The organism is Azospirillum mesophilum, from assembly GCF_053470405.2.
Genome location: NZ_JBPXMQ020000070.1, coordinates 1 through 19,255, shown reverse-complemented (window position 1 = coordinate 19,255; position 19,255 = coordinate 1). Strand labels below are relative to the sequence as shown.

The 19,255-nt window shown below is 67.8% G+C and carries 22 protein-coding genes; 12 read left to right on the top strand and 10 right to left on the bottom strand.

Features of this window, described 5'->3' with window-relative positions; all coding sequences use genetic code 11:
- Window positions 1-60: 60 nt before the first annotated feature.
- On the bottom strand, window positions 61-552 hold the full coding sequence (locus ACSVC7_RS31395) for a transposase (protein ID WP_448208432.1): 492 nt from the start codon (window positions 550-552) through the stop codon (window positions 61-63).
- Between the two features lie 426 nt (window positions 553-978).
- Here ACSVC7_RS31395 and ACSVC7_RS31390 point away from each other — a divergent pair, with 426 nt between their 5' ends.
- The gene (locus tag ACSVC7_RS31390; protein ID WP_448208433.1) at window positions 979-1,842 is read left to right on the top strand and encodes a hypothetical protein; all 864 of its coding nucleotides are present in this window, start codon (window positions 979-981) and stop codon (window positions 1,840-1,842) included.
- A gap of 297 nt (window positions 1,843-2,139) precedes the next feature.
- Here the strand turns inward: ACSVC7_RS31390 and ACSVC7_RS31385 are convergent, their stop codons facing one another.
- Complete coding sequence (locus ACSVC7_RS31385; RefSeq protein WP_483509071.1) at window positions 2,140-2,766, bottom strand: Crp/Fnr family transcriptional regulator; 627 nt, start codon at window positions 2,764-2,766, stop codon at window positions 2,140-2,142.
- A 104-nt stretch (window positions 2,767-2,870) separates the two neighbouring features.
- Between ACSVC7_RS31385 and ACSVC7_RS31380 the strand changes: the two genes are divergently transcribed.
- Window positions 2,871-3,485, top strand: a complete 615-nt coding sequence (locus ACSVC7_RS31380; protein WP_448208435.1) for a hypothetical protein — start codon at window positions 2,871-2,873, stop codon at window positions 3,483-3,485.
- Between the two features lie 9 nt (window positions 3,486-3,494).
- On the opposite strand, the gene ACSVC7_RS31375 is transcribed toward ACSVC7_RS31380, so the two are convergent.
- Complete coding sequence (locus tag ACSVC7_RS31375) at window positions 3,495-4,301, bottom strand: EcsC family protein (protein ID WP_448208436.1); 807 nt, start codon at window positions 4,299-4,301, stop codon at window positions 3,495-3,497.
- Between the two features lie 271 nt (window positions 4,302-4,572).
- Between ACSVC7_RS31375 and ACSVC7_RS31370 the strand changes: the two genes are divergently transcribed.
- A complete protein-coding gene (locus ACSVC7_RS31370) occupies window positions 4,573-4,770 on the top strand; it encodes a hypothetical protein (RefSeq protein ID WP_448208437.1) in 198 nt (65 codons plus the stop codon).
- An 18-nt stretch (window positions 4,771-4,788) separates the two neighbouring features.
- Here the strand turns inward: ACSVC7_RS31370 and ACSVC7_RS31365 are convergent, their stop codons facing one another.
- Window positions 4,789-5,436 (bottom strand): DUF6655 family protein, encoded by a 648-nt coding sequence (locus ACSVC7_RS31365; RefSeq protein ID WP_448208438.1) that lies wholly within the window; start codon window positions 5,434-5,436, stop codon window positions 4,789-4,791.
- Between the two features lie 229 nt (window positions 5,437-5,665).
- Between ACSVC7_RS31365 and ACSVC7_RS31360 the strand changes: the two genes are divergently transcribed.
- Together ACSVC7_RS31360 and ACSVC7_RS31355 are read left to right on the top strand one after the other, a co-directional pair.
- Entirely contained in the window at window positions 5,666-6,355 is a 690-nt protein-coding gene (locus ACSVC7_RS31360) for a helix-turn-helix transcriptional regulator (protein ID WP_448208439.1), read from the top strand.
- Window positions 6,356-6,462: 107 nt separating this feature from the next.
- A complete protein-coding gene (locus ACSVC7_RS31355) occupies window positions 6,463-6,639 on the top strand; it encodes a hypothetical protein (protein ID WP_448208440.1) in 177 nt (58 codons plus the stop codon).
- Between the two features lie 92 nt (window positions 6,640-6,731).
- Here ACSVC7_RS31355 and ACSVC7_RS31350 read toward each other — a convergent pair whose 3' ends face one another.
- Window positions 6,732-7,808, bottom strand: coding sequence for an SDR family oxidoreductase (locus tag ACSVC7_RS31350; protein WP_448208441.1), 1,077 nt, complete (start codon window positions 7,806-7,808; stop codon window positions 6,732-6,734).
- A gap of 154 nt (window positions 7,809-7,962) precedes the next feature.
- Here ACSVC7_RS31350 and ACSVC7_RS31345 point away from each other — a divergent pair, with 154 nt between their 5' ends.
- The 3 genes from ACSVC7_RS31345 to ACSVC7_RS31335 are packed head-to-tail and all read left to right on the top strand — an operon-like array spanning window position 7,963 to window position 9,829.
- On the top strand, window positions 7,963-8,199 hold the full coding sequence (locus tag ACSVC7_RS31345; RefSeq protein WP_448208442.1) for a sulfurtransferase TusA family protein: 237 nt from the start codon (window positions 7,963-7,965) through the stop codon (window positions 8,197-8,199).
- Between the two features lie 50 nt (window positions 8,200-8,249).
- On the top strand, window positions 8,250-9,485 hold the full coding sequence (locus ACSVC7_RS31340) for a DUF2478 domain-containing protein (protein ID WP_448208443.1): 1,236 nt from the start codon (window positions 8,250-8,252) through the stop codon (window positions 9,483-9,485).
- A gap of 17 nt (window positions 9,486-9,502) precedes the next feature.
- On the top strand, window positions 9,503-9,829 hold the full coding sequence (locus ACSVC7_RS31335; RefSeq protein ID WP_448208444.1) for a DUF1244 domain-containing protein: 327 nt from the start codon (window positions 9,503-9,505) through the stop codon (window positions 9,827-9,829).
- 81 nt (window positions 9,830-9,910) lie between these two features.
- On the opposite strand, the gene ACSVC7_RS31330 is transcribed toward ACSVC7_RS31335, so the two are convergent.
- Window positions 9,911-10,735, bottom strand: coding sequence for a universal stress protein (locus ACSVC7_RS31330; protein ID WP_448208445.1), 825 nt, complete (start codon window positions 10,733-10,735; stop codon window positions 9,911-9,913).
- 558 nt (window positions 10,736-11,293) lie between these two features.
- Between ACSVC7_RS31330 and ACSVC7_RS31325 the strand changes: the two genes are divergently transcribed.
- The 4 genes from ACSVC7_RS31325 (at window position 11,294) to ACSVC7_RS31310 (ending at window position 15,861) form a co-directional block, all read left to right on the top strand.
- Complete coding sequence (locus ACSVC7_RS31325) at window positions 11,294-12,019, top strand: hypothetical protein (protein ID WP_448208446.1); 726 nt, start codon at window positions 11,294-11,296, stop codon at window positions 12,017-12,019.
- Window positions 12,020-12,314: 295 nt separating this feature from the next.
- A complete protein-coding gene (locus ACSVC7_RS31320; RefSeq protein ID WP_483509067.1) occupies window positions 12,315-13,871 on the top strand; it encodes a hypothetical protein in 1,557 nt (518 codons plus the stop codon).
- Window positions 13,868-15,415, top strand: coding sequence for a GspE/PulE family protein (locus ACSVC7_RS31315; RefSeq protein ID WP_448208447.1), 1,548 nt, complete (start codon window positions 13,868-13,870; stop codon window positions 15,413-15,415). The genes ACSVC7_RS31320 and ACSVC7_RS31315 overlap by 4 nt, the downstream gene beginning before the upstream one ends.
- The gene (locus ACSVC7_RS31310) at window positions 15,412-15,861 is read left to right on the top strand and encodes a hypothetical protein (protein WP_448208448.1); all 450 of its coding nucleotides are present in this window, start codon (window positions 15,412-15,414) and stop codon (window positions 15,859-15,861) included. The genes ACSVC7_RS31315 and ACSVC7_RS31310 overlap by 4 nt, the downstream gene beginning before the upstream one ends.
- Before the next feature lie 7 nt (window positions 15,862-15,868).
- Here the strand turns inward: ACSVC7_RS31310 and ACSVC7_RS31305 are convergent, their stop codons facing one another.
- The 4 genes from ACSVC7_RS31305 to ACSVC7_RS31290 form a co-directional block, all read right to left on the bottom strand.
- The gene (locus ACSVC7_RS31305) at window positions 15,869-16,135 is read right to left on the bottom strand and encodes a Txe/YoeB family addiction module toxin (protein WP_448208449.1); all 267 of its coding nucleotides are present in this window, start codon (window positions 16,133-16,135) and stop codon (window positions 15,869-15,871) included.
- Window positions 16,132-16,389 (bottom strand): type II toxin-antitoxin system Phd/YefM family antitoxin, encoded by a 258-nt coding sequence (locus tag ACSVC7_RS31300; RefSeq protein ID WP_448208450.1) that lies wholly within the window; start codon window positions 16,387-16,389, stop codon window positions 16,132-16,134. Before ACSVC7_RS31300 ends, ACSVC7_RS31305 begins: the two co-directional genes overlap by 4 nt.
- Before the next feature lie 72 nt (window positions 16,390-16,461).
- Window positions 16,462-18,309 (bottom strand): autotransporter domain-containing protein, encoded by a 1,848-nt coding sequence (locus ACSVC7_RS31295; RefSeq protein WP_448208451.1) that lies wholly within the window; start codon window positions 18,307-18,309, stop codon window positions 16,462-16,464.
- A gap of 265 nt (window positions 18,310-18,574) precedes the next feature.
- Window positions 18,575-19,084, bottom strand: coding sequence for a hypothetical protein (locus tag ACSVC7_RS31290; RefSeq protein ID WP_448208452.1), 510 nt, complete (start codon window positions 19,082-19,084; stop codon window positions 18,575-18,577).
- Window positions 19,085-19,255: the final 171 nt, after the last annotated feature.

The following is a 19,255-nucleotide window of genomic DNA, read 5'->3' as shown; positions in this document are numbered from 1 at the left end:
GGATCAGGCCGAGGATGGGCGGCTTGTCCTTCGCCAGCGTGCCGCGGCCGCGCTCGCCCTTCAGCCGGCGGCGCCGTCCCGAGCGCCCCTTTTGGCGACTGCGACCGGTTGGCCCTTATGCCAGGCGGCGACGTAGACCTCGTCGATCTCGACCGTGCCGTTCAGCGGCGGGGGCGGCGCCTTGGCGGCCAAGCCGGCGCGCAACGGCTCGGTCATCGCCTGCATGTCGCTCGCCGCCAAGTCCAGTTCCTGGGCGATCTGCCGGTTCGACAGGTTCAAGCCCATCAGATACAGGCACAGCACCCAGACGCGCAGCGGCTGGTGGTGGCCGGCCAGCACCGTGCCGGTCAGGTCGTCGAAGCGGGACTGACAGGCCTTGCAGCGATACCGCTGGCGCGCGCGGTGGGTGTCGTCGAAGCCATGGCGGGCCACCAACGCACTGGCGCAGTGCGGGCAGCGCACACCATCGGGCCAGCGATGCCGGCGCACCAGCGCGTAGCACTTGGCGTCATCGAGCAGGGACGTCAGGTTCACCAGAAGGGGCGACGGCATCGCGAGCACCAGGACCGAAAACGATACTCACCTCAATCCCCTCCGCCGCTCGTCATCACGCCGCCACTCACCACCCCGCTTCCCGACATGAGCCAACGCATAATTCAGATCATATCGATCTGATTTTCAGCTTGATGGAAGGGGCGCGGAAGAAGTTCGGTCGCTCCCCGGTCACGGCCGGACGGAGGAGCCACCGATGAGCAATGTCATGCGATCCACTGGTGGGATGCCCCAGGCGGATGGTATCGTTTGTACGTCGGCAGACTCGAGGCATCCTGTAGGCTGCGCCTGATTGCATACGTACCGGACCGACTGGTACGGCCCATTAGGAAGCCAAAGGGCGGGGCACGGAGGCAAACGGTTGTCAGTTCTGAAATTTATCGACTTGTATTCGAATGAAAGCGATGAGGCTGGAGAGCTGGCGCAGTGAAACAAGCTATGCCATTAGATTTTGTTAATGTTTCCTATGTTCTGCGCGTTAAAGACGGCAACTGTCAGCTAGTGGTTGACGTTCCATCTATGGAGCATGCCGCCGAAGTTGTTCGCAGAATTGCGGTTAGCTCAGGAACTGTGAAGGTTGGAGTTGAGGTATTCAACGACAAAGAAGGATCGTATGAGGCTCGGGAAGCGATCACGTTAAATGCGGCGGGTTCAGTGGGCCGCGACGCTGTCGATAGTTCTGGCGTTAAAGCATCTCGAAAGGAAGTAGCGGGAAAAATCCGCCGAGTTGTTCTCGCCAGCGCGCTTCCACTCTGTGGGTTTGCTGCGCTTGTTTTGTCTGTTCTCAGATTGCAGACATCGGATGTGCAGGTGCCAGCCTCTGTGGAAAGCCATATGACATCCGCTCCGGGTACTGGAGCAGCGCGCCTGAATAGCAGCGAAACATCATCGAAAAAGGCAGAGGCACCAAAAGAAAAGAAGCAAACATTTTCTGTTGGGCTGGGCGTTACGGCGATGTTTCAGAGAATTGAAACAATATGTGAAATAAACTTTGAGATTGAAAATCAATCAAGCTACGACGCAAATTCTATAACATTCAAGTTTGATTTGATAGGTGCTACCGGAAAGATCATAGATGTAGGGGGAATGGGGTCAGGATTTGTCAACTCACATTCCACAAAGTCAGAGAGCAGACTGTTCCATGCGCGCTGCTCCGATGTAGCCAAGATATACGCGGCAGTTACAACCGCTGCTTATAACGACAATTCTCTAGCTTTCGGAGCTTTCGGAGAGAATGAAGTTGTCGTGAAATCACTGCCTGGGAGCTCCATTCCATTTGTCACACGATAACGCAGTTACTCCATCAGGATGATTGGTATTTTATATGCGCGATCCGCGCCTCTCATGTATATTTTTGATCAGCTTTCATTGTAGTTAAACTTCCAGTGGGGTGAACCAGATAGATCGCATCTGTTTGCACGTGAGCAAAAGCTTGAAAACCTGCAATTCCTGCTTGGCCACATATGTAACAATCCGTCTGGTTCGGGCCACCGGAGGCTGTGGCGCGCTGCACGGGGCCGAACGGCACCTTGCCAAGCAAACCGGAGGCAGGCCTACGGGTTCCGGTGCGGTGATGAACCCGGCTCGTCACGGGGGCCGCTGGGACTCGGCGGGAAGCGTCACCGTCCCATTCTCCCGGACAATCCGCCCCGCGCGTTCCAGGGTGGCCAGCGCCCGGTAGATGGCCTCGTGCGTCAGGCCGATCTCGGCGGCGACCTCCGTCCAGGGGCGGTCGAGCCGCAAGGTCGGCGGATCGCCGGATGCCTGAAGCCTGAGCCACGCCATGATCCGCGCGGGCGCCGACCGGATGTTCCGCAGTTCCAGCCGAGTCCGCAGGTCGCGAACGTGCGCGGCGAGCCCACGGGCCAAGGCGAGCGCCGCCTGGGGATCATCCTCCAGGGCGCGGAGCAGGTCCGCCTTCGGGATCACCGTGACCCTGGACGGCGCCTCGGCCACGCCGTCGCAGTGGTAGGCGTCAGCCCACAAAGCGGCCTCGGCGAAGGTCTCGCCGTCGCGGGCGACGTGCAGGGCCACCGACGTCCCATCGTCGAGGTGGCGGACGAGCCGTACCCGCCCGCTGTCGACACGGTACACCGCCACGGTGGTGTCTCCCTGCCGGAACAGCGCCTCTCCCGGTTCCAGTCGCCGACAGGAAAGACGGTCTGGCGCGACGAGCCCAACCCACGCGCCTGCTCCCTTGATGCCCAAGGCCACCCTCGTTCCGAAAACCCGGCTTGTGCCCCGCTTATGATTGCAATCATATCGCTGCACACCGAGCCCGGCTATGGTCAATGGAAATCGCTCGCCAGGAGGACCCGATGTCGATCCACACCGCCATCACTGCCCTTGCCTTCGCCGCCACCCTTGGGGCGGCCGTTGCGCACGCCCAGACCGCGATGCCCCCCACCACGCCAATGGACCACGCCAGCCAACATGCCGGGCACCATGCCGCCCATCATGCCGGGGCATCGGCGCTGCCCTCCGGCGGGGTTCCGACGATGCCGGGCCAGGACGCCTTCGGCACCATCCAGGAAATCGTCCGCATCCTGGAGGCGGACCCGGCCACGGACTGGTCCAAGGTGGACATCGAGGCGTTGCGCCAGCACCTTGTCGACATGAACGAGCTGACCCTGAACGCGAAGGCCACGGCGACCCCCGTGGACGGCGGTGCGCGCTACGAGGTCACCGGCGACGGGCGCACCCTGGAGGCGATCCGGCGCATGGTCCCGGCCCACACCCACGAGATCGACGGCGTGAACGGCTGGACCGCCAAGGCGGAGCCGACGGCGAACGGCGTGGCGCTGACCGTAACCGCGGCGGACCCGAAGGAAACGGCGCACATCCGGGCGCTCGGTTTCATCGGCCTCATGGCCCAGGGCAGCCATCATCAGGCGCATCACCTCGCCATGGCCAGGGGCGGGTTCAGCCACTGACCCGCCCGCTCAGGATGCGCGCGACACGTTGGCCTCCTGCTGCCTGAGCTCCCGCACGATCGAGCTGAAGCACGAGCGCACCTGATCGCGGTCATGCGTCAGCTCGATGGGCCGGAGCGTGAACAGGACGCTCGCCATCGCCTGGTAGAAGCGCATGTAGGACCAGTTGAGGCCGGCACCCAGGACGGCACCGGTGATGGGAACGGCCTGCAGGGCAACCTTCGGAAGAACGACGCCCGCATAGCGCACGGCGACCTTGGCAACGACCTCGGCAAGCTCGGTCGCCCCGACGCGCGCCGCGAAGAAGGCGAGATCGGCATCATCGTCGTCGTCGAGGGGACCGCCATAGGCGAAGGTTTCAATGCACGTCGCCTGAACACCGGCATCGTCCAGATCGGCCCCTTTCGAGCGGGCGACGTCGGCGATGGCTCTCAGAATGGTGACCGTCGTGGCCGGCAACTCCACAAGGATCGCGGGCAGACCGAAAAAGCCGCTGACGCCGCCGGCCGCCGCGGCCGCCAAACCGTACAGCCCTTTCGACGCTTCGCGGCCGACGTCCTTGTCCATGCCGGTCAGGGAGACCCGCTGGGCATACTCCAGCGCCTCCCGCACCTTGGTCATGATCTCGTCCTTGATCCCGTCGGGAAGCGTCGCGATGCCCTTCTCAATGGTGCTTCCGAGGGTCGACATCAGGGTCATCAACGCGCCCTGGGCCGCCAGATATTCTCTCGCCGCCTGGACGAGCGTGTCGTATTCGGCCGGGCTCAGCAGAGCGCAAGCGTTCGTCTGACGCGAAACCAAGGCACCTTCCGGCATCTGCGGCCCCCAAATCCTCGTTGTTTCGGGCAACATCGGCGTCACGCCGCGAACACCCTAACACTTCGTCGTCGGTATCCGCCCGATGGGACACAAAACGGGACCCAAAAGGTCGATGGCGGCCCGCGCAACCGCAATCAGCAAACCGGCGTTGATTCCGTGTCCCGAGATCGCAGCCTCCATCTCGTCCATCCGGCGGATGCTTGTGGCAGCACCGCCCGGTGAACGCGGAAGGCGCTCACGAAGCCGCTCACAAAGGGGGGGGATGACCATGAACGCGACGGACGAGGAAAAGGCCCGCGACGCGCTGAAGCTCATCGAAAAGGACGTCGAAGCCATTGAGCAACGGATCGCCGCCGCGGAGCGGATGATCGAACAGGCCCGCGCGGCGGTCGCGCAATACACCCTGGTGCGCGACGCGCTGCTGGACCAGGCGCAGGCCATTCTCGACCAACTCGACCACGGCTGAAGGCCGCGGGCCGCGCGTCTATTTCGTGTCTTCCGCGTACTGGGGGTCATGTTGGGGGTCATGTTGGAAGGCGTATTGGGGTGTCGTTCGCCAGGAGAACACCGACATGGCTCGGTAGCTCCGCTCTCCGGAAAGCCCGTAAGCCGGTTCGGTGGACGCCACCAGCGCGCCGGACTTGTTGTCGTACGCAAAGGCAGAAAATTTCGCGACCGCCTGATTTTCGGTCGAACTGTACACGGACGCCTCGGGCAGGGTCACCGCTCCGGGAAGCGTGATCGCCGGTATTCCGAGAACGGTTTTGCTCTGGTCCACCGACAGGGCGCCGAGCCTGATTTCGATGATGGTGTCGGCGTCGCCCTTGTCGCTCGTCAGGCGGAGACCCTGGCGAAGGAACGACTCCTTGATGGCGCTGGCCGCATAGCGCGCGTCCGGCCCGTCGAAGTTGCTGACGTCGACAAAGGCCTTCTTCTCCGCGGACAGGTCAAGCTTCAGCTTTCCGGCGGCGTTGTCTGCCGCGGAAGAAATCAAGAGCTGCTCGGTAGCGGTGCGCGAAGGAAGGCTCTCCTTCACATCGGTGCACGCAGTTGCCAGCGCCGCCGCAACCGCCGCGACGGCAATGTTTCCCAACATACGCACCATAGTAATCTCGCTGTTCTCGCCCTTCATCTCTGCCCTTCTTTCAAGATCACAATGCGGTGACCATGGCCGCCGGCTCCCCTGCCAAGGTTTCCCTGCTACAGGGGCATCGGAAAGCCGGGCGGATCAAGGAGCAGTTTTGAGACACACCAGGGCGCCGAGCCGGCGACCTCCGCCGCGCGCCCGATCGGGCAACGGAATCTCGAAGAATGCCGCCGGCCGGTGATAGACTGCGCGCTCCCTCCAGGATGCCCCGCCCGTGTCGCGCGCCGAACGCCTTCTCGATCTGCTTCAAATTCTGCGACGCCACCGGCGGCCGGTGAGCGGGCGCTCGCTCGCGGACGAACTCGGCGTCAGCCTGCGCACCCTGTACCGGGACATCGCCACGCTCCAGGCGCAAGGGGCGCGGATCGATGGGGAGCCGGGGGTCGGCTATGTCCTCCAGCCGGGCTTCATGCTGCCGCCGCTGATGTTCTCCGAGGAGGAGATCGAGGCGCTGGTGCTCGGCTCGCGCTGGGTGGCGGAGCGCGGGGACGGGCGGCTGGCCGCCGCCGGGCGCAACGCGCTCGCCAAGATCGCGGCGGTGCTGCCGGCCGACCTGCGCAACGACCTCGACGCTTCGGCGCTGCTCGTCGGGCCGGGGGAGCCGATCGCCGCCGGGGATGCCGACGTGGCCACCATCCGGCAGGCGATCCGGACGGAGCGCAAGCTCGACCTCCGTTACCGGGACAAGGGATCGGCGGAAAGCCGGCGCGTCGTCTGGCCCTTCGCGCTGGGCTTCTTCGACAAGACGCGCGTGCTGGTCGCGTGGTGCGAGATGCGTGGCGCCATCCGGCATTTCCGCACCGACCGCATCCTGGGGCTGACCCTGACGGAGTCCCGCTACCCGCGCCGCCGTCAGGCGCTGTTGAAGGAATGGCGGGAGGCGGAGGGCATCCGGCCCCAGTGACGCTGCTCGCAGGACAAAAGCGTTCCACCCGTTTGAGGTTGCCGCGTGAGGTTGCCGCGCCGCTCCTGTTGGCGGAAGGGACGCAGAACCTTCCAGAGAGGTGGCGCATGAGCGACAAGATGAAACCGGCCGACACCGGCACCCATCCCCCGCGCAGCTACGATCCGGACAGCCAGAAGCCGGTCGGCAAACGGGACGAGGCCGCCCCCGGCACGCCGGGAACGGGCGAGGACATCGACCCCAAGACCGGCGAGACGTTCACCGAGGGAATCGGCGGAGCCTGAACCGGGACGCTCGCCCGGAAACGCGAAAAGGCCCGGCGGAACGGATGCTCCGCCGGGCCTTTTGCCGTTCACACCCCCTTCAACGCGCAGGGTCAATGCGCGTGGTCATGCGCGTGGCGGGCGCGGTCCCAGACGTCGCTGGGCAGGCCGCTCATCAGGCCGATGGGCAGCAGAAACAGCGCAAGGTTGGTCCAGGAGATGCCCCGCCTGCCCCGGTGCCCAGCCCCCTCGCCGCGCCAGCCGCCGAGCAGACCGGCGCCGGAGCCTGTGCGCTCCATCCAGCCGCCGCGCGCCTCGTGGTATTCCGGCATGGGGTCCAGCACCGCGCCCGCGGTGTCGCGGGCCGGGCGGTTCTCGAACATGTTGCGGTCGACCATATGGGCCAACACCCGCTCCGTCATGCCGGGGGCCACGGCGTGCTGGAAGGCGGCGACCCGCCCGACGTTGCCGACGAACACGTCGCGCCGGGGCTGCTCGGCGAGTGATACGATGGTGTCGGCCACCTGCTCCGGCGGGTAGAGCGGGGTCATGGCCTTGATGGCGCGGCCTGTGTAATTGGCGGCGTGCTGCCACAGCGGCGTGTCGATGGGGCCGGGCATCACCGTGCAGACATGGATGCCCGGTTCCTCCACCAGCTCCTGCCGCAGCGTCTCGGAAAAGCCGCGGATGGCGAATTTGCTGGCGACGTAGGCGGTGGTGTAGCGCTGCCCGACGGTCGAGGCCATGGAGGAGACGTTGACGATCGTCCCCTCCCCCCGGTCGAGGAAATGCGGCAGCACCGCCCGGCAGCCGTTGGCGGTGCCGAAGAAGTTGGTGCGCATGATCTCCTCGAAGACGTCCTGGGGCGTCTCCTCGAAGCGGCCGAAGGTGATGACGCCGGCGTTGTTCACCCACAGGTCGATGCCGCCGAAGGCGTCGATGGCGCGCCGGGCCAGCCGGGTCATCTGCCCCTGGTCGCGGACGTCGGTCGGCACGACCATGGCCCGCCCGCCGGCCTCCACGCATTCCTCCGCGACCTCGTGCAGCGCCGCGTGGCGCCGGGCCGCCAGAACCACCGCCGCGCCGCGCCGGGCGAAGGCCACGGCGGTGGCGCGGCCGATCCCGCTGGAGGCGCCGGTGATGACCACCACCTTGTCGAGAGGCCGCGTCTCGCGAAACTGTTGGGCCATGGGTGTTCCTCTCCCGCCTCGTTCGAACCTGCTCTCCCCTGGCTAAACACCGTGCTCCGCCAAAGGTGCCGGAGCGGAACTGTGGAGGCGGAGCCGCGAACCCGCTACAGTCCCAGCCGACCATCGTTCGAAAGGCAAAGGAAAGGTGTCGGCCGTGGCGGCAAAGGAACTCGACGTGAAGGGGCTCCACTGCCCGCTTCCCATCCTGCGGACGCGCGCCCTGCTGGACAAGATGGCCGTCGGCGAGGAGGTGATCGTCTACTCCACCGACCCGGCGTCGATCATCGACTTCAAGCACTTCTGCAACACGACCGACAACGAGCTGCTCGCGCACGAAACGCGCGGCGAGGTGTTCGTCTACCACATCCGCCGGGGTGCGGCCGGCCAGTGACCTGTCCGCCCCCGCCAGCCACCCCGCCCGCCATGAAGGAGGCCGACCCCATGCCGACCCTGCGTCCCGCGGTTGCCCCGCCGCTGCGCCCCGGTGCGGTGATCCACGGCCCCGGTTCGGCCGCCGTGGACGACCTGATCGACCGCTTCGTGACGGAGCTGAAGCGGCGCGGCTTCCGCGTGGGCGGCGTCGTGCAGCGGAACTACGGCGCGCTGGACGACTGCGCGGACCGGATGGAGCTGGTGGACGTCGCCACCGGCCGGGCCTTCGGCATCTCCCAGAACCTGGGGCGGGCATCGCAATCCTGCCGGGTCGACCCCTCGGGCGTGGCGGAGGCCAGCCAGGCGCTGCGCCGCGCCATCGACGAGCGCGCCGACCTTCTGGTGGTCAACAAGTTCGCCGGACTGGAGGCGCACGGCAAAGGCCTTGCCGACGAGCTGCTGGCCGGCATCGCCGAGGGCATTCCCGTGCTGACCAGCGTGGGCAGCCGCTTCCTGAACGAATGGCAGAGCTTCACCGGCGGCTACACCGCCCTGCTCTCCCCGGACGAGGACGCGCTGTGGCGCTGGTGGGGGGCGCACCGGCTCTACGACGACCTGCTGCTGGGCGTGGAGGAGGCGGAGGTCCGGCGCGTCATCATCGGCGCCAAGTGGATCATGGTGGAAGCCGACGCGGGCGCCGGCCTCGCCGCCCGCCCCTCGGCCAGCGCCGGGGCGGAGATCCCGCCGCCGGAGCGCTGGGCCGGGACGAGCCTCACGGCGCTCGCCGCGCAGGCCGCCCGCTCCTGGGACCCGCTGGAGGCGGCCATCGGCATCGCCGCGATGAACGCCCACTATAACCGCGCCGGGCTGGAGGGCGGCACCGCCAACGGCCTCGACCTCTTCACCGGGATGGACGGCCGCGTGGTGGTGATCGGCGCCTTCCCGCAGATCGCCAATCGCCTGCCCGACGCCCAGGTGGTGGAGATGAACCCACGCCCCGGCGAGTATCCGGCGGCGGCGGCGGAGTGGCTGCTGCCGGGGGCGGAGGGGGCGGCGATCACCTCCTCCACCCTCGCCAACCGCAGCCTGCCGCGCCTGCTGTCCGCCGCGGCCGGCGTGCGGGTCGCGATGATCGGGCCGGGCACGCCGCTGACCGGGCGGCTGTTCCGCTACGGGCTCGAATCCCTGGCCGGATTCGTGGTCCAGGACCGGGAGGCGGTGGCGCGGGTGATCCTCGACGGCGGCTCGTCGCGGGCCTTCCACCCCTTCGGCCGCTTCGTCACGCTGCACGACAACGAACGATGACTTGAGAGGAAACCAAGATGGACGAGAAAACCCGCATCGAACTGGAGGCCGCCGCCTTCCGCGGCCTGGTCGAGCATCTGCGCAAGCGCACCGACGTGCAGAACATCGACCTGATGAACCTCGCCGGCTTCTGCCGCAACTGCCTGTCCAAATGGTACGCCGCCGCCGCCAAGGAGCGCGGGGTCCCACTGACCGACGAGGAGGCGCGCATCGCCGTCTACGGCATGCCCTATTCGGAGTGGAAGGCCAAGCACCAGAAGGAAGCCACCCCCGAACAGCAGAAGATGTTCGAGGACACCAAGCCGCTGCACGCCGAGATCAGCGGGCATTATCCGAAGAAGTGACCCGTTCCGGCTGGGCGACGCGCGAAGCCTCGCCCAGCCGCAGATTTCCCACTTCCGGCTCCGCTTCCGGCCCCGCTCCCGTCAGTGCGACAGCAGCAGCGGCACCGGGCAGGTGCGCAGGACGTGGCGCGTCCCGCCGCCGCGATGCAGGAACGGGAAGCCGTAATGGCCGTGCGCGCCCATCACCAGCAGGTCGGCCCCGGCGTCCATGGTGCGGGCGAGCAGCGCGTCCATCGCGCCGATGTCCGACACGGTGAAATGGGTCTGCTGCGCCTTGATGCCGTGCAGCGCCAGATGGTCCAGCACCCCGATGCGTTGCGGTTCCACCGCGTTGGAGGGTGAGGCCTGGGTCAGCACGGTGATGACCGTCACCTCGCTGGCGGACTGGAGCAGCGGCATGGCGTCGGCCAACGCGCGGGCGGCTTCCCGCTCGGCGTTCCAGGCGATGGCGACGCGCTTGCCGATCACCGGAAACTGGCCGGCGAAGGGCAGCACCAGCACCGGCCGGCCGGAGTTCAGCACCACCTGCTCGTTCAGTTCCTCCGGCGCCGCGCCGTCGCCGGCGTTGCGGTCGTACTGGCCCAGAACCGTCAGGTCGGCGAAGCGGGACCAGATGATGGTCTCGCGGATCACGTGGTTGTATTCGCCGTGCCCCAACGAGTGCCACTGGCTTTGCAGGCCGGAACCCTGGAGCTTGTCCCGGAACAACGCCTCGCTGCGCGCGGCTGCCTGCTCCAGATGCTCGCTGGACCGCCGGGCGATGACGCTGCTGGCGATGCGGTCGGCCTGCGCGAAGAGACCGCGCACGAAGGCCCCCTGCTGCTTGGCCAACGTGATGGCGGCGTCCAGGCGCGCTTCCACCTGCGGGCCGGAATCGAGATGCACGAGGATGTGCTTGTAGGGCATGAGGTTCCTCCCATTCTTCTTGTTCGGTCGGGCTTTTTGTTCGGTCGGGCGGCCGGTTGGGTGCCCGCCCCGGCAATTCTCCAACGGCGCGCGGCCGGACGCCACAGGAAAACCGGCGGGGACGACGGGCATCGCCGGTGAGAATACCCACCGGATTCCAACGGCCGCACGGCAAGTGCGGCACTATGCCGCGCCACAAAACCACACCGGGTCGCGCTGGGAAAAATTTGCCGGTCCGGAGCCCGCCGGGTCGCGGGCACCCCCGGATCAAGCGCATTTTTCGAATGAGACCCGGCCGCGTCATCACCGCCGCGCAACCCGGACAGTCCCGGTGGGCAAAATCTGCCTACGCAACCTCAGGATACAGAGAAATTCTTGCCTAGCGCGGGGCGAATTCTTCGCACACGCAAGGAGCGACCACCCTGTGACGGCCATCACTGCGTATCTTTAGCATTAATTCATTGGATGTTAAGACGAGTCCGGGTCAACTGGCGGGTGTCGATTTCCGGACGGCTTCCCACCGGTACGCCCGGACGACCGAGCTTTTGGGAGTGAGACATGTACAACCTTCTGGCATCGATCATCGCCGTCGCGATCGGCGTCTTCATGACGAGCGCCGGCCTGTATTACGGCGGCGCCGCATATTCGACTTCGTCGGCCAAGGCTCAGGCGATGCAGATCATCGCCTCCATGGAGCAGATCGATTCGGCCTGGACGATCTGGTCCAACGACGGCAACACGACGACGGGTGCCCTTCCGGCCTACACCGGCGCGACCGGCCTGACCTCGGCCCCTTACTACCTGTCCGCCGTTCCGACCCCGCCCTCCACAGCCGTCGCGTGGTCGCAAGGCGGCGCCGCGGCTTACGTTCTCGACACCTGGGGTTCGGGCAGCACCAACGGTGGCGGCGCGGCGCCGGCCACCGAAACGTCCAACACCGGCATTGCCTTGCTGCTGAACAAAAGCACGGGCGGCAACGCCTGCCTGGAAATGGCGAAGGCTGCGGGCGTTATGGGTCTGACCACCAGTTCGACCACGTTCCCGGCGGCCGCCCAGCCCTTGCCCACCCCAGGCGGCGGCGCCCCCACCAACGTGACTCTGTCCGGCATCACCACGAAGGCCGAATTCGACGCGCTGGCCTACAACTACCGCTTCTTCTGCGTGCAGACGGCGGGCACCTGGGGCGGCGCGAACCTGTCCTTCGGCAACTCCGGCAATACGACCTTCACCGCCGGCGGCGTCGGCGACGCCAACACCTACATCGCTTTCTTCAAGCACCAGTAACAGGTTTGCTCCCGAAGGCTCGTATTGGATGGGGCGGCTTCACCGCCGCCCCGCTCCGACGACACCCCAAGGAGGGTACAGCCGAGGCGGCCGGCGTGCGCGGGACGGGTCGTTCGGACCCGGCCGACGCTCGACCGGCCTCGATCGTTCCTTATCACTGCCCCGATCATCACCGGTCCCATCTTTTTTCCGGGCGGGAGACGCCCGAACTGCGCTAGCCTACAGCCGTTTCGGGTACCGCAAACGGCGGATGCCAACGGCACATGTCAGCGGCGGGCACGGGCGGCGGCGGTTCATGGTCTCACTTCTCCTCATCACCATCATGGCGATCTCGCTGGTCGCGACGACGGGCTACACGGCCTTCACGCTCGTGCAGTCGTCCGACCGGGTGGCCCAGGCGCAGCGCAGCGCCGGGCAGATGCACAAGCTCGCCGCGCTGGTTGAGGCGAACCTCCGCACGCTGAAGAACGACGGCGTGCTCTACGCTCCCGCCCCGCAGGAGGGCAGCGACGGGCACACCCTGCTCCCCACCTGGCTGATGCCCGGCGTCAAGACGCCCTGGGGGGCGCCCTACGGATATTGCGTGTTCGCACCGTCGGAAACGGCGGTGTCGGCGACCATCACCACCGCCCCCTGGCCGCAGGAGGGCGCCGCCGGAGCCCGCGCCTACGCCGTCTCCGCCCCTGCCCCGGCTCCGGAGGTTGCCAAGGCCGGCGTTCTGGCGGCGATCCTGGCGCCGGCCATCGGGTCGGACAAGCTGCCGGACTGCGCGTCGCTGACCGTCAAGGACGGGCAGCTCACCGTGCCGAACGGGTCGGTGGTCGCGGTCACGCGCGGCGCCTCCGCCGACCTCGCCGCCGTCGCGGCGGCCGCGACGGTGCGCCGCCATGTGGCTCCGTCTTCGCAGGGCGACGCCAGCGGCGTCACGCCCGCCAACGCCATGACGCTGACGGCGGCGCTGGGACTGTGGCAGGCGACGCAGCCGGCGACCATGGTCCTGCGCCTCGCCCCCGGCCGGCACGAGGTTCCGGCGGCGCTGCTCGACTCGCTGGCCGCCGGCATGGGGGCCGGCCGCGCTGCGCGCGTGGTGCTCCAGGGCGAGGGGCCGGGGGTGGTCGTGGCCTCCAGCCCGGCCGGGGCCAGCTTCCGCCTGCCCAACGACCTGCGGGTCGAGAATGTCGGGTTCGAGACGCCGGTGGAGGCCATGCCCGGCACCCGCGTCACCTTCGCCGGCAGCAACGCCATCGCCGTGTCCAGCGGGCCGGCGCTGAAGGTTGCGCACGCGCATCTGGACGTGTCCGGCAGCCTGAACCTCGCCTCGAACAGCGGCGACGGGGTGCAGGTGGCCGGCGGCGAGGCGCTGTTCCGCGATGCCGACGTGGTCGCCGCCGTAGGCACCGGGCGCGCGGCGGTGACCTCCACGCTCGGCGCCTCGGTCACCTTCGCGGCGGAGAAGGCGCGCCCGCGCCTGCACGTCCGGGGGCGCGGCGGCGTACCGCTGGCGGCCATCCGCTCCGGCGGCGGGCAGACCATCCTCGACCGCACCGACGTCGCCACGGAAAGCGACACGCAGTTCGGCGTGGTGCTGGAGAATGGCGCCCTGGAGATGAGCGCGGCGGCACTCGGCACCGCGGCGGCGCGGCCGAAGGCGGCGGGGGTGCTGGACCTCGGCGGGGCGCGGGTGGCGGCGGACGCCAACACGCAGGTCACCGTGGCACCCGGCGCGAAATGCGCCCACGGCGAGATCTTCAACCAGCCGGCGCGCCGCCAAGCGGCCGACCTGTCGGGGTCTGGCACGGCGGTCGGCGCCGTCTCGCTCGCCAACCGCGCCAACTGGGCCTGCCGCCAATGAGACCGCAGGCGGCACCGCTGGAGCCCCCCACCGCGCTCCGCGAGGAGCTGGCGGCCTATCTGCTGGACCGGGGGCTGGTGACGCGGCCGATCCTGGACGCGGCGCTGGCCGAGCAGCGCGTGACCGGGGAGTCGCTGGGTTCCATCCTCGTGCGCAACGGCTTCGTCGCCCGCGCCGACATCCAGGAGGCGCAGACCCGCCACGAGGCCGCCGACCACATGCCGGAGCCGGTGGCGGCCACGCCCGTGCCGCTGCGCCTGCTGGAAAAGCACGCCATCATCGTGACGGGCGAGACCAAGGACAGCGTCCACGTCGCCACCCTGCACGAGGAGATGATCGCCGCCCGCGTGGTGGCGAGATACTACCCCGGCAAGCGGGTGCATTTCGTCGCCTGGGTGCCCGACCATTTCGACGATTTCCTGGACCGCGTGCGCCGGGGCGAGCGGGCCGACGGCGACCCGGAGGGGCTGGACGCCCTGCTGTCCCAGGCGGTGGAGGCCGGCGCGTCGGACATCCACATCGTGCCGCGCCGCAAGTCCTACAGCGTCTTCTTCCGCGTCCACGGCGTGCGCTCGCTGGTGTATGAGGGCGTGCTGGACCACTACGCAACCATCGCCGCGCAGATCAAGGACCGCGCCGCCATGGATCTGGCGGAGCGCCGCCTGCCCCAGGAAGGCCGCTTCGACATCGAATTGCGCGGCCGCCCGGTGGACCTGCGCGTCGCCACCGTGCCGTCGGTGGAAGGCGAGATCCTGGTGGTCCGCATCCTGGACGCGGAGCGGGTGCAGCCCATCCTCGACAAGCTGGGAATCACGCGGGTGGGCGACTGGCGGCGCAGCGTGGACCAGCGGCACGGGCTCTGCCTCGTCTGCGGGCCGACCGGCTCGGGCAAGACCACCACGCTGACCGCCACGGTGCGCGAAATGGACCGGCTGGGCAAGGCCGTCTACAGCATCGAGGATCCGGTCGAATACCGCGTCGCCTACGCCGGACAGGTCAGCGTGAACAACGCGGTCTCGCTGGACTTCGCGCAGGTCGTGCGCACCTTCATGCGGGCCGATCCAGACGTGATCGTGCTGGGCGAGGTGCGCGATGAGGAGACCGCCAAGATCGCCGTGCGCGCCGCCGACACCGGCCACATGGTGCTGACCACGCTGCACACCGGCTCCGTCCAGGGCGCCATCGACCGGCTGCGCCATCTGGGCGTGTCGCCGCACGACATCAAGAACCAGCTCCGCTGCGTGATGGTGCAGTCGCTGATCCGCACCACCTGCACCGCCTGCCGGGGTGCGGGCTGCGAGGACTGCCGGGAGACCGGCTACGGCGGGCGCACGGTGGTCAGCGAATGCGCGGCCTTCGACAGCCCGTCCGCCGTGGTGGCCGCCGCCAAGGGCCATCGCGGCTGGCCGTCGATGCTTCAGGACGCCGTCGCCAAGTTCCACGCCGGCCTGACCACTGGCGCCGAGATCCGCCGCGTCTTCGGCAGCGAGGCCCAGGGCTTCGGCGTCGGAGTCCCGGCCGTGCGGACGGAGGAGGTGCTGTGAACCTGCTGCAAGCGGTCGTTGCGGTGGCGCTGGCGGCGACGGTCACCATCGGCGGCATCCAGTATGTCGGCGCCGACACCGAGGCGCGGGTGAAGGCCACCAACACCGCCGACACCGGCTTCCAGTCGCTGGAATCCGCCTTCCGCGCCCGACAGGCCGCCGGCCTCCCCATCCCCGCCGCCGAAGGCTGGGAAGCCGCCCTGTTCCCCGCCTTCGGCACGCTGCCGACCCCGCTGAAGGGCCTGACCTGGACCTATGGCACCGGCACCGCCGGCACATGGTTCTGCCTGTCCGGAACCACCCAGGACCGCGTCACGAAAGAAGCGCTGGAACGGCTGAAGGCCCGCTATCCGGACGGGCTTTACGCCTACGGTCCGGGCTGCGCCGGGAAGGACGGAACGGCAGGGGCTGTCGCAGCGACCTTCTGGGTGGTGAAGGGGTCGTAGGCGGCGATCAATAATGAAACCGGCATTGGATGATTTCCAGCCGTTGATCCGCCCCGGTCCCCGTCACCCTGTACACAAGCCGGTGCTCTCCGGTGATCCGGCGCGACCACCAGCCCTTGAGGCTTTCTTTCAGGGGCTCTGGTTTTCCGATGCCCTTGAACGGGTTGCGTTTGGTGTCCTTGATGAGAGCGTTGACCCGCTGGACGATGTCCGGGTCATGCTCCTGCCAGTGCAGGTAATCGTCCCACGCGTCTTCGGTCCACAGCAGGATCATTCCGCGACGTCGCGCTGGATCAACGCCCCACGGTCGGCCGCCTCGATGGAGCGAAGGAGACGGGCCGCGTTGGCCGGAGAGCGCAGCAGATGCAACGTCTCCATAAGGCCATCATATTCCTCTTTGTCCATAAGCACCGCGTCCGGTCCGTTCTGGCGCGTGATCAGCAGCGGAACGCGGGTTTCATGGACCTCATCCAGCTTCTCGCGCAGGTTCTCGCGCAAGGCGGAATAGGTGCAGGTCATCATGGTCATCGGGGGCCTCATGCCGCAGCTGATTGTACATATAATTGGACAATGCGGCGATGCAGTCAAGCCGGGGGCTGCTCAAAACCGCATCCGCACCCGCGCGGTGAAGGCGTGGTTGTGGCCGTCGGCGCCGGACAGTTCGCCGCGGTAACCGATGGCCGCCGTCACGGTCTCGCCCAGCGCAGCCGACAGGCCGGCGCCCACCACGAACGTGTTGCGGGCGATGCCGCTGGGGTAGGCGGTGTTGGAGGCGCCGCCGGGCAGGATGACCGTCACGTTGCGCGCGTCCTCGGCGAAGTGGTGCTCCCAGGCGACGGCGAGGCTCGGCTCCAGCACGGCGTTGCCGACCTCGACACTCGTGGTGGCCTCCATGCCCAGGCTGCTTTCCCAGGATTGGGCATTCTGCCGCTCAACACCCAGCGACAGGGGGCCGGCGCCGCGCTCGGCATATTCGTCGATTTCGGTGTGTAGGTAACGCAGCCCGACGCGCGGCCCCAGCGCCACCCGGCCGAGATGCGCCGTGTAGCCGCCCGCGACGGAGAAGGCGTAGGTGCGCCCGTCCGTATCAGCGGAGGCCGTCGGGAACACCGCGAAGCCCGTGTTGCGGTCGATGTCGCCGTAATGGTCGAAGGACACGCTGCCGGCGACGGCGAGGCTGAAGCCCTGCGCCTCGGTGATGGCGTGGAGGCCGATGATGTTGCTGGTCATGTCCACATCGCCCTCCCCGCGGTCGAGCTTGGCATGGCCGTGGGCCGCGCCCACCGACAACCCGACGCGGGCATAGGGGCTGACCGCCAGTTCCGCCCCGACGCCGCCGACCTGCGTGTCGTAGCGGAAGCCCGCCTGCTGCTCGTTTCCGGCCAGCCGCCCCCAGGAGGCGTCGCCGATCAGGAAGGCCGTCAGGTCGCCGTTCCCGACCCGCTCCGCTCCGGAGCGCGAAGCCGAGCCCAGGGTCGAGCCCATGACGGAGCCGAGGATCGCGTGGTGCCAGCTGCGGGTGATCTGGAAGGCCAGCTCCGGCTGCATCGCCACCGTCTCCGCCGCGTCGTTCAGCGCCAGGACGGCCCCCTGCATGTATTGGGCGATCAGCAGATGCGCGGTGCGGGTCGGGTGAATCTCGTCCCAATAGACGGTCTTGTCGGCCTGCGCGTCGTTGGGGCAGGCGCCCGTCGCTTGGTTGTTGGTGATGCAGGGCGTCAGGACGTTGGTGAAGCCGTAGGCCGTCGGATTGGCCGCCACCGCCCGGTAGAGCGTGTTCACGTCGGCCACCACCACCTTGACGCCCAGTCGCTGCTCCAGCGCGTTCATGGCTTGCAGAAGCTGGGCGTTGTGGGCGGCGGTGACGCTGTTCAGCAGCGCGGAGCGCGGAGAGCCCGCCGTATCCGGCACGCTGCCCAGGTCCGGCAGATTGGGCACCAGGAAGGTCCGCCCGCCAAGCGCCGCCAGCCGCTCCACCGCCGACACGATGTTGGAAACGGTCTGCGCCACCAGCGGCGCCGGGTCCGACCCGACCGCGACGCGGTTGAAGTAGTCGTTGCCGCCGGCCCAGACGGTGAAGATCCCGCCTCCGCGTCCACCGGGACCGGTCAGGGCGAATTGGCTGACCTGCCCCAGCACGCCCGGCACGTTGGTCTGGGACAGTGTCCCCGTCTCCGCGCCGCCATAGGCGTAGTTGGTCTGCTGGTTGGGCAGGGCGCCGACCAGTGGGGCGAACCGCTCCACCCAGATCGGGCCGTTGGAGAAGCGGCCATCGAAATAGGGCGGGCTCTTCGGAATCAGGCCCTGCGTCAGTTCGTAAACGCGGCCGGTGTCGGACAGGCTGTCGCCGAACACGAACACCCTGTCGAACGGAACCGCATCCGCCGGCGCCGACGCCAGCAGTGCCGCCCCGGCCGCCAGCCCGGCCACCAGCCCGATCGCGCGCATGTATCCTCCCCCCTTCCACCCGGCCGGCCGCCCGGTTCCACGGAAAGCCCGTGTGTCCAAACAGCGGGATGCGGCGGGGTGCGGCGCCTTCGTGGCGTCCTACCGCCTTTGCGTCGGGAAGAGAATCCGGAGTCGGACGTTCATCCGGGCGTGGGTCACCTGTGCATGGGTCGCCCCACGGAGGAAGCGAGTCCTCGACCCTGGACACGGGCGGCGCCTGCGATGGACGCCGCCCGCCTTTTTCTCCGGACCGATTTGTGTGTTATCAGCCGCGGAAGTTCAGCAGGCTCGGCGCCTTGTCGATGATCTCCTCCAGAATCAGGGAGGCGGTTTCCAGGTCGCGCTCCAGGTCGGCGCCCAGCTTGCCGGCGTAGTTCGGACGCTTCAGCTTCTCGTGCGCGTCGTGCAGACTGCGCAGCTCCGCCACGAAGATCTCGCGCGCACCCATGGGCAGGATGGGGTTGGCCGACAGCACGAAGAAGAAGCGCATGCTGGCGCGCACCAGCAGGGCCAGCATGACGGTGTCCAGCCGCTCGAACTGGTCCCGCAGGTCGTCGGAGCGGGTGTCGACGAGGTTGCGCAGGCGCTGCTCGATCAGGATGACGAGCGCCTGGAACTCGCCCACCTTATCGCGGAAATCGCGGTAGGCGCCGAAGCTGTGCTTGCTCGCGTCATGCTCGGCAAGCTGCGCGAGTTTGGACGCCTCGCGGCATTGCCGCTCCAGCGCGGACAGCAGCTCCTTGACCTCGGCGCGGGTGTATTGGCGCTTGCTCATGACGACGGAGTATCCTTGGACCGACGGCCCGCCCTATAGCACAAAGCGGAAGGGCGGGCCACACGGGAGGCAGGGCCATTCAAAGAAAGCCGTTCTTGACGGTTGCAATGGTGGCACAGCGATCTTCGGCGCAGGCCATGCGGACGGCGGGGAGTGGGGCGCCGAAGAGAT

Excerpts from the sequence above, each read along its gene's own strand:
- ACSVC7_RS31395 (WP_448208432.1), bottom strand. The coding sequence starts at position 552 with ATGCCGTCGCCCCTTCTGGTGAACCTGACGTCCCTGCTCGATGACGCC.
- ACSVC7_RS31380 (WP_448208435.1), top strand. The coding sequence starts at position 2,871 with ATGTCGATCCACACCGCCATCACTGCCCTTGCCTTCGCCGCCACCCTT.
- ACSVC7_RS31375 (WP_448208436.1), bottom strand. The coding sequence starts at position 4,301 with ATGCCGGAAGGTGCCTTGGTTTCGCGTCAGACGAACGCTTGCGCTCTG.
- ACSVC7_RS31370 (WP_448208437.1), top strand. The coding sequence starts at position 4,573 with ATGAACGCGACGGACGAGGAAAAGGCCCGCGACGCGCTGAAGCTCATC.
- ACSVC7_RS31365 (WP_448208438.1), bottom strand. The coding sequence starts at position 5,436 with ATGAAGGGCGAGAACAGCGAGATTACTATGGTGCGTATGTTGGGAAAC.
- ACSVC7_RS31355 (WP_448208440.1), top strand. The coding sequence starts at position 6,463 with ATGAGCGACAAGATGAAACCGGCCGACACCGGCACCCATCCCCCGCGC.
- ACSVC7_RS31350 (WP_448208441.1), bottom strand. The coding sequence starts at position 7,808 with ATGGCCCAACAGTTTCGCGAGACGCGGCCTCTCGACAAGGTGGTGGTC.
- ACSVC7_RS31340 (WP_448208443.1), top strand. The coding sequence starts at position 8,250 with ATGCCGACCCTGCGTCCCGCGGTTGCCCCGCCGCTGCGCCCCGGTGCG.
- ACSVC7_RS31335 (WP_448208444.1), top strand. The coding sequence starts at position 9,503 with ATGGACGAGAAAACCCGCATCGAACTGGAGGCCGCCGCCTTCCGCGGC.
- ACSVC7_RS31330 (WP_448208445.1), bottom strand. The coding sequence starts at position 10,735 with ATGCCCTACAAGCACATCCTCGTGCATCTCGATTCCGGCCCGCAGGTG.
- ACSVC7_RS31325 (WP_448208446.1), top strand. The coding sequence starts at position 11,294 with ATGTACAACCTTCTGGCATCGATCATCGCCGTCGCGATCGGCGTCTTC.
- ACSVC7_RS31320 (WP_483509067.1), top strand. The coding sequence starts at position 12,315 with ATGGTCTCACTTCTCCTCATCACCATCATGGCGATCTCGCTGGTCGCG.
- ACSVC7_RS31315 (WP_448208447.1), top strand. The coding sequence starts at position 13,868 with ATGAGACCGCAGGCGGCACCGCTGGAGCCCCCCACCGCGCTCCGCGAG.
- ACSVC7_RS31305 (WP_448208449.1), bottom strand. The coding sequence starts at position 16,135 with ATGATCCTGCTGTGGACCGAAGACGCGTGGGACGATTACCTGCACTGG.
- ACSVC7_RS31300 (WP_448208450.1), bottom strand. The coding sequence starts at position 16,389 with ATGACCATGATGACCTGCACCTATTCCGCCTTGCGCGAGAACCTGCGC.
- ACSVC7_RS31295 (WP_448208451.1), bottom strand. The coding sequence starts at position 18,309 with ATGCGCGCGATCGGGCTGGTGGCCGGGCTGGCGGCCGGGGCGGCACTG.
- ACSVC7_RS31290 (WP_448208452.1), bottom strand. The coding sequence starts at position 19,084 with ATGAGCAAGCGCCAATACACCCGCGCCGAGGTCAAGGAGCTGCTGTCC.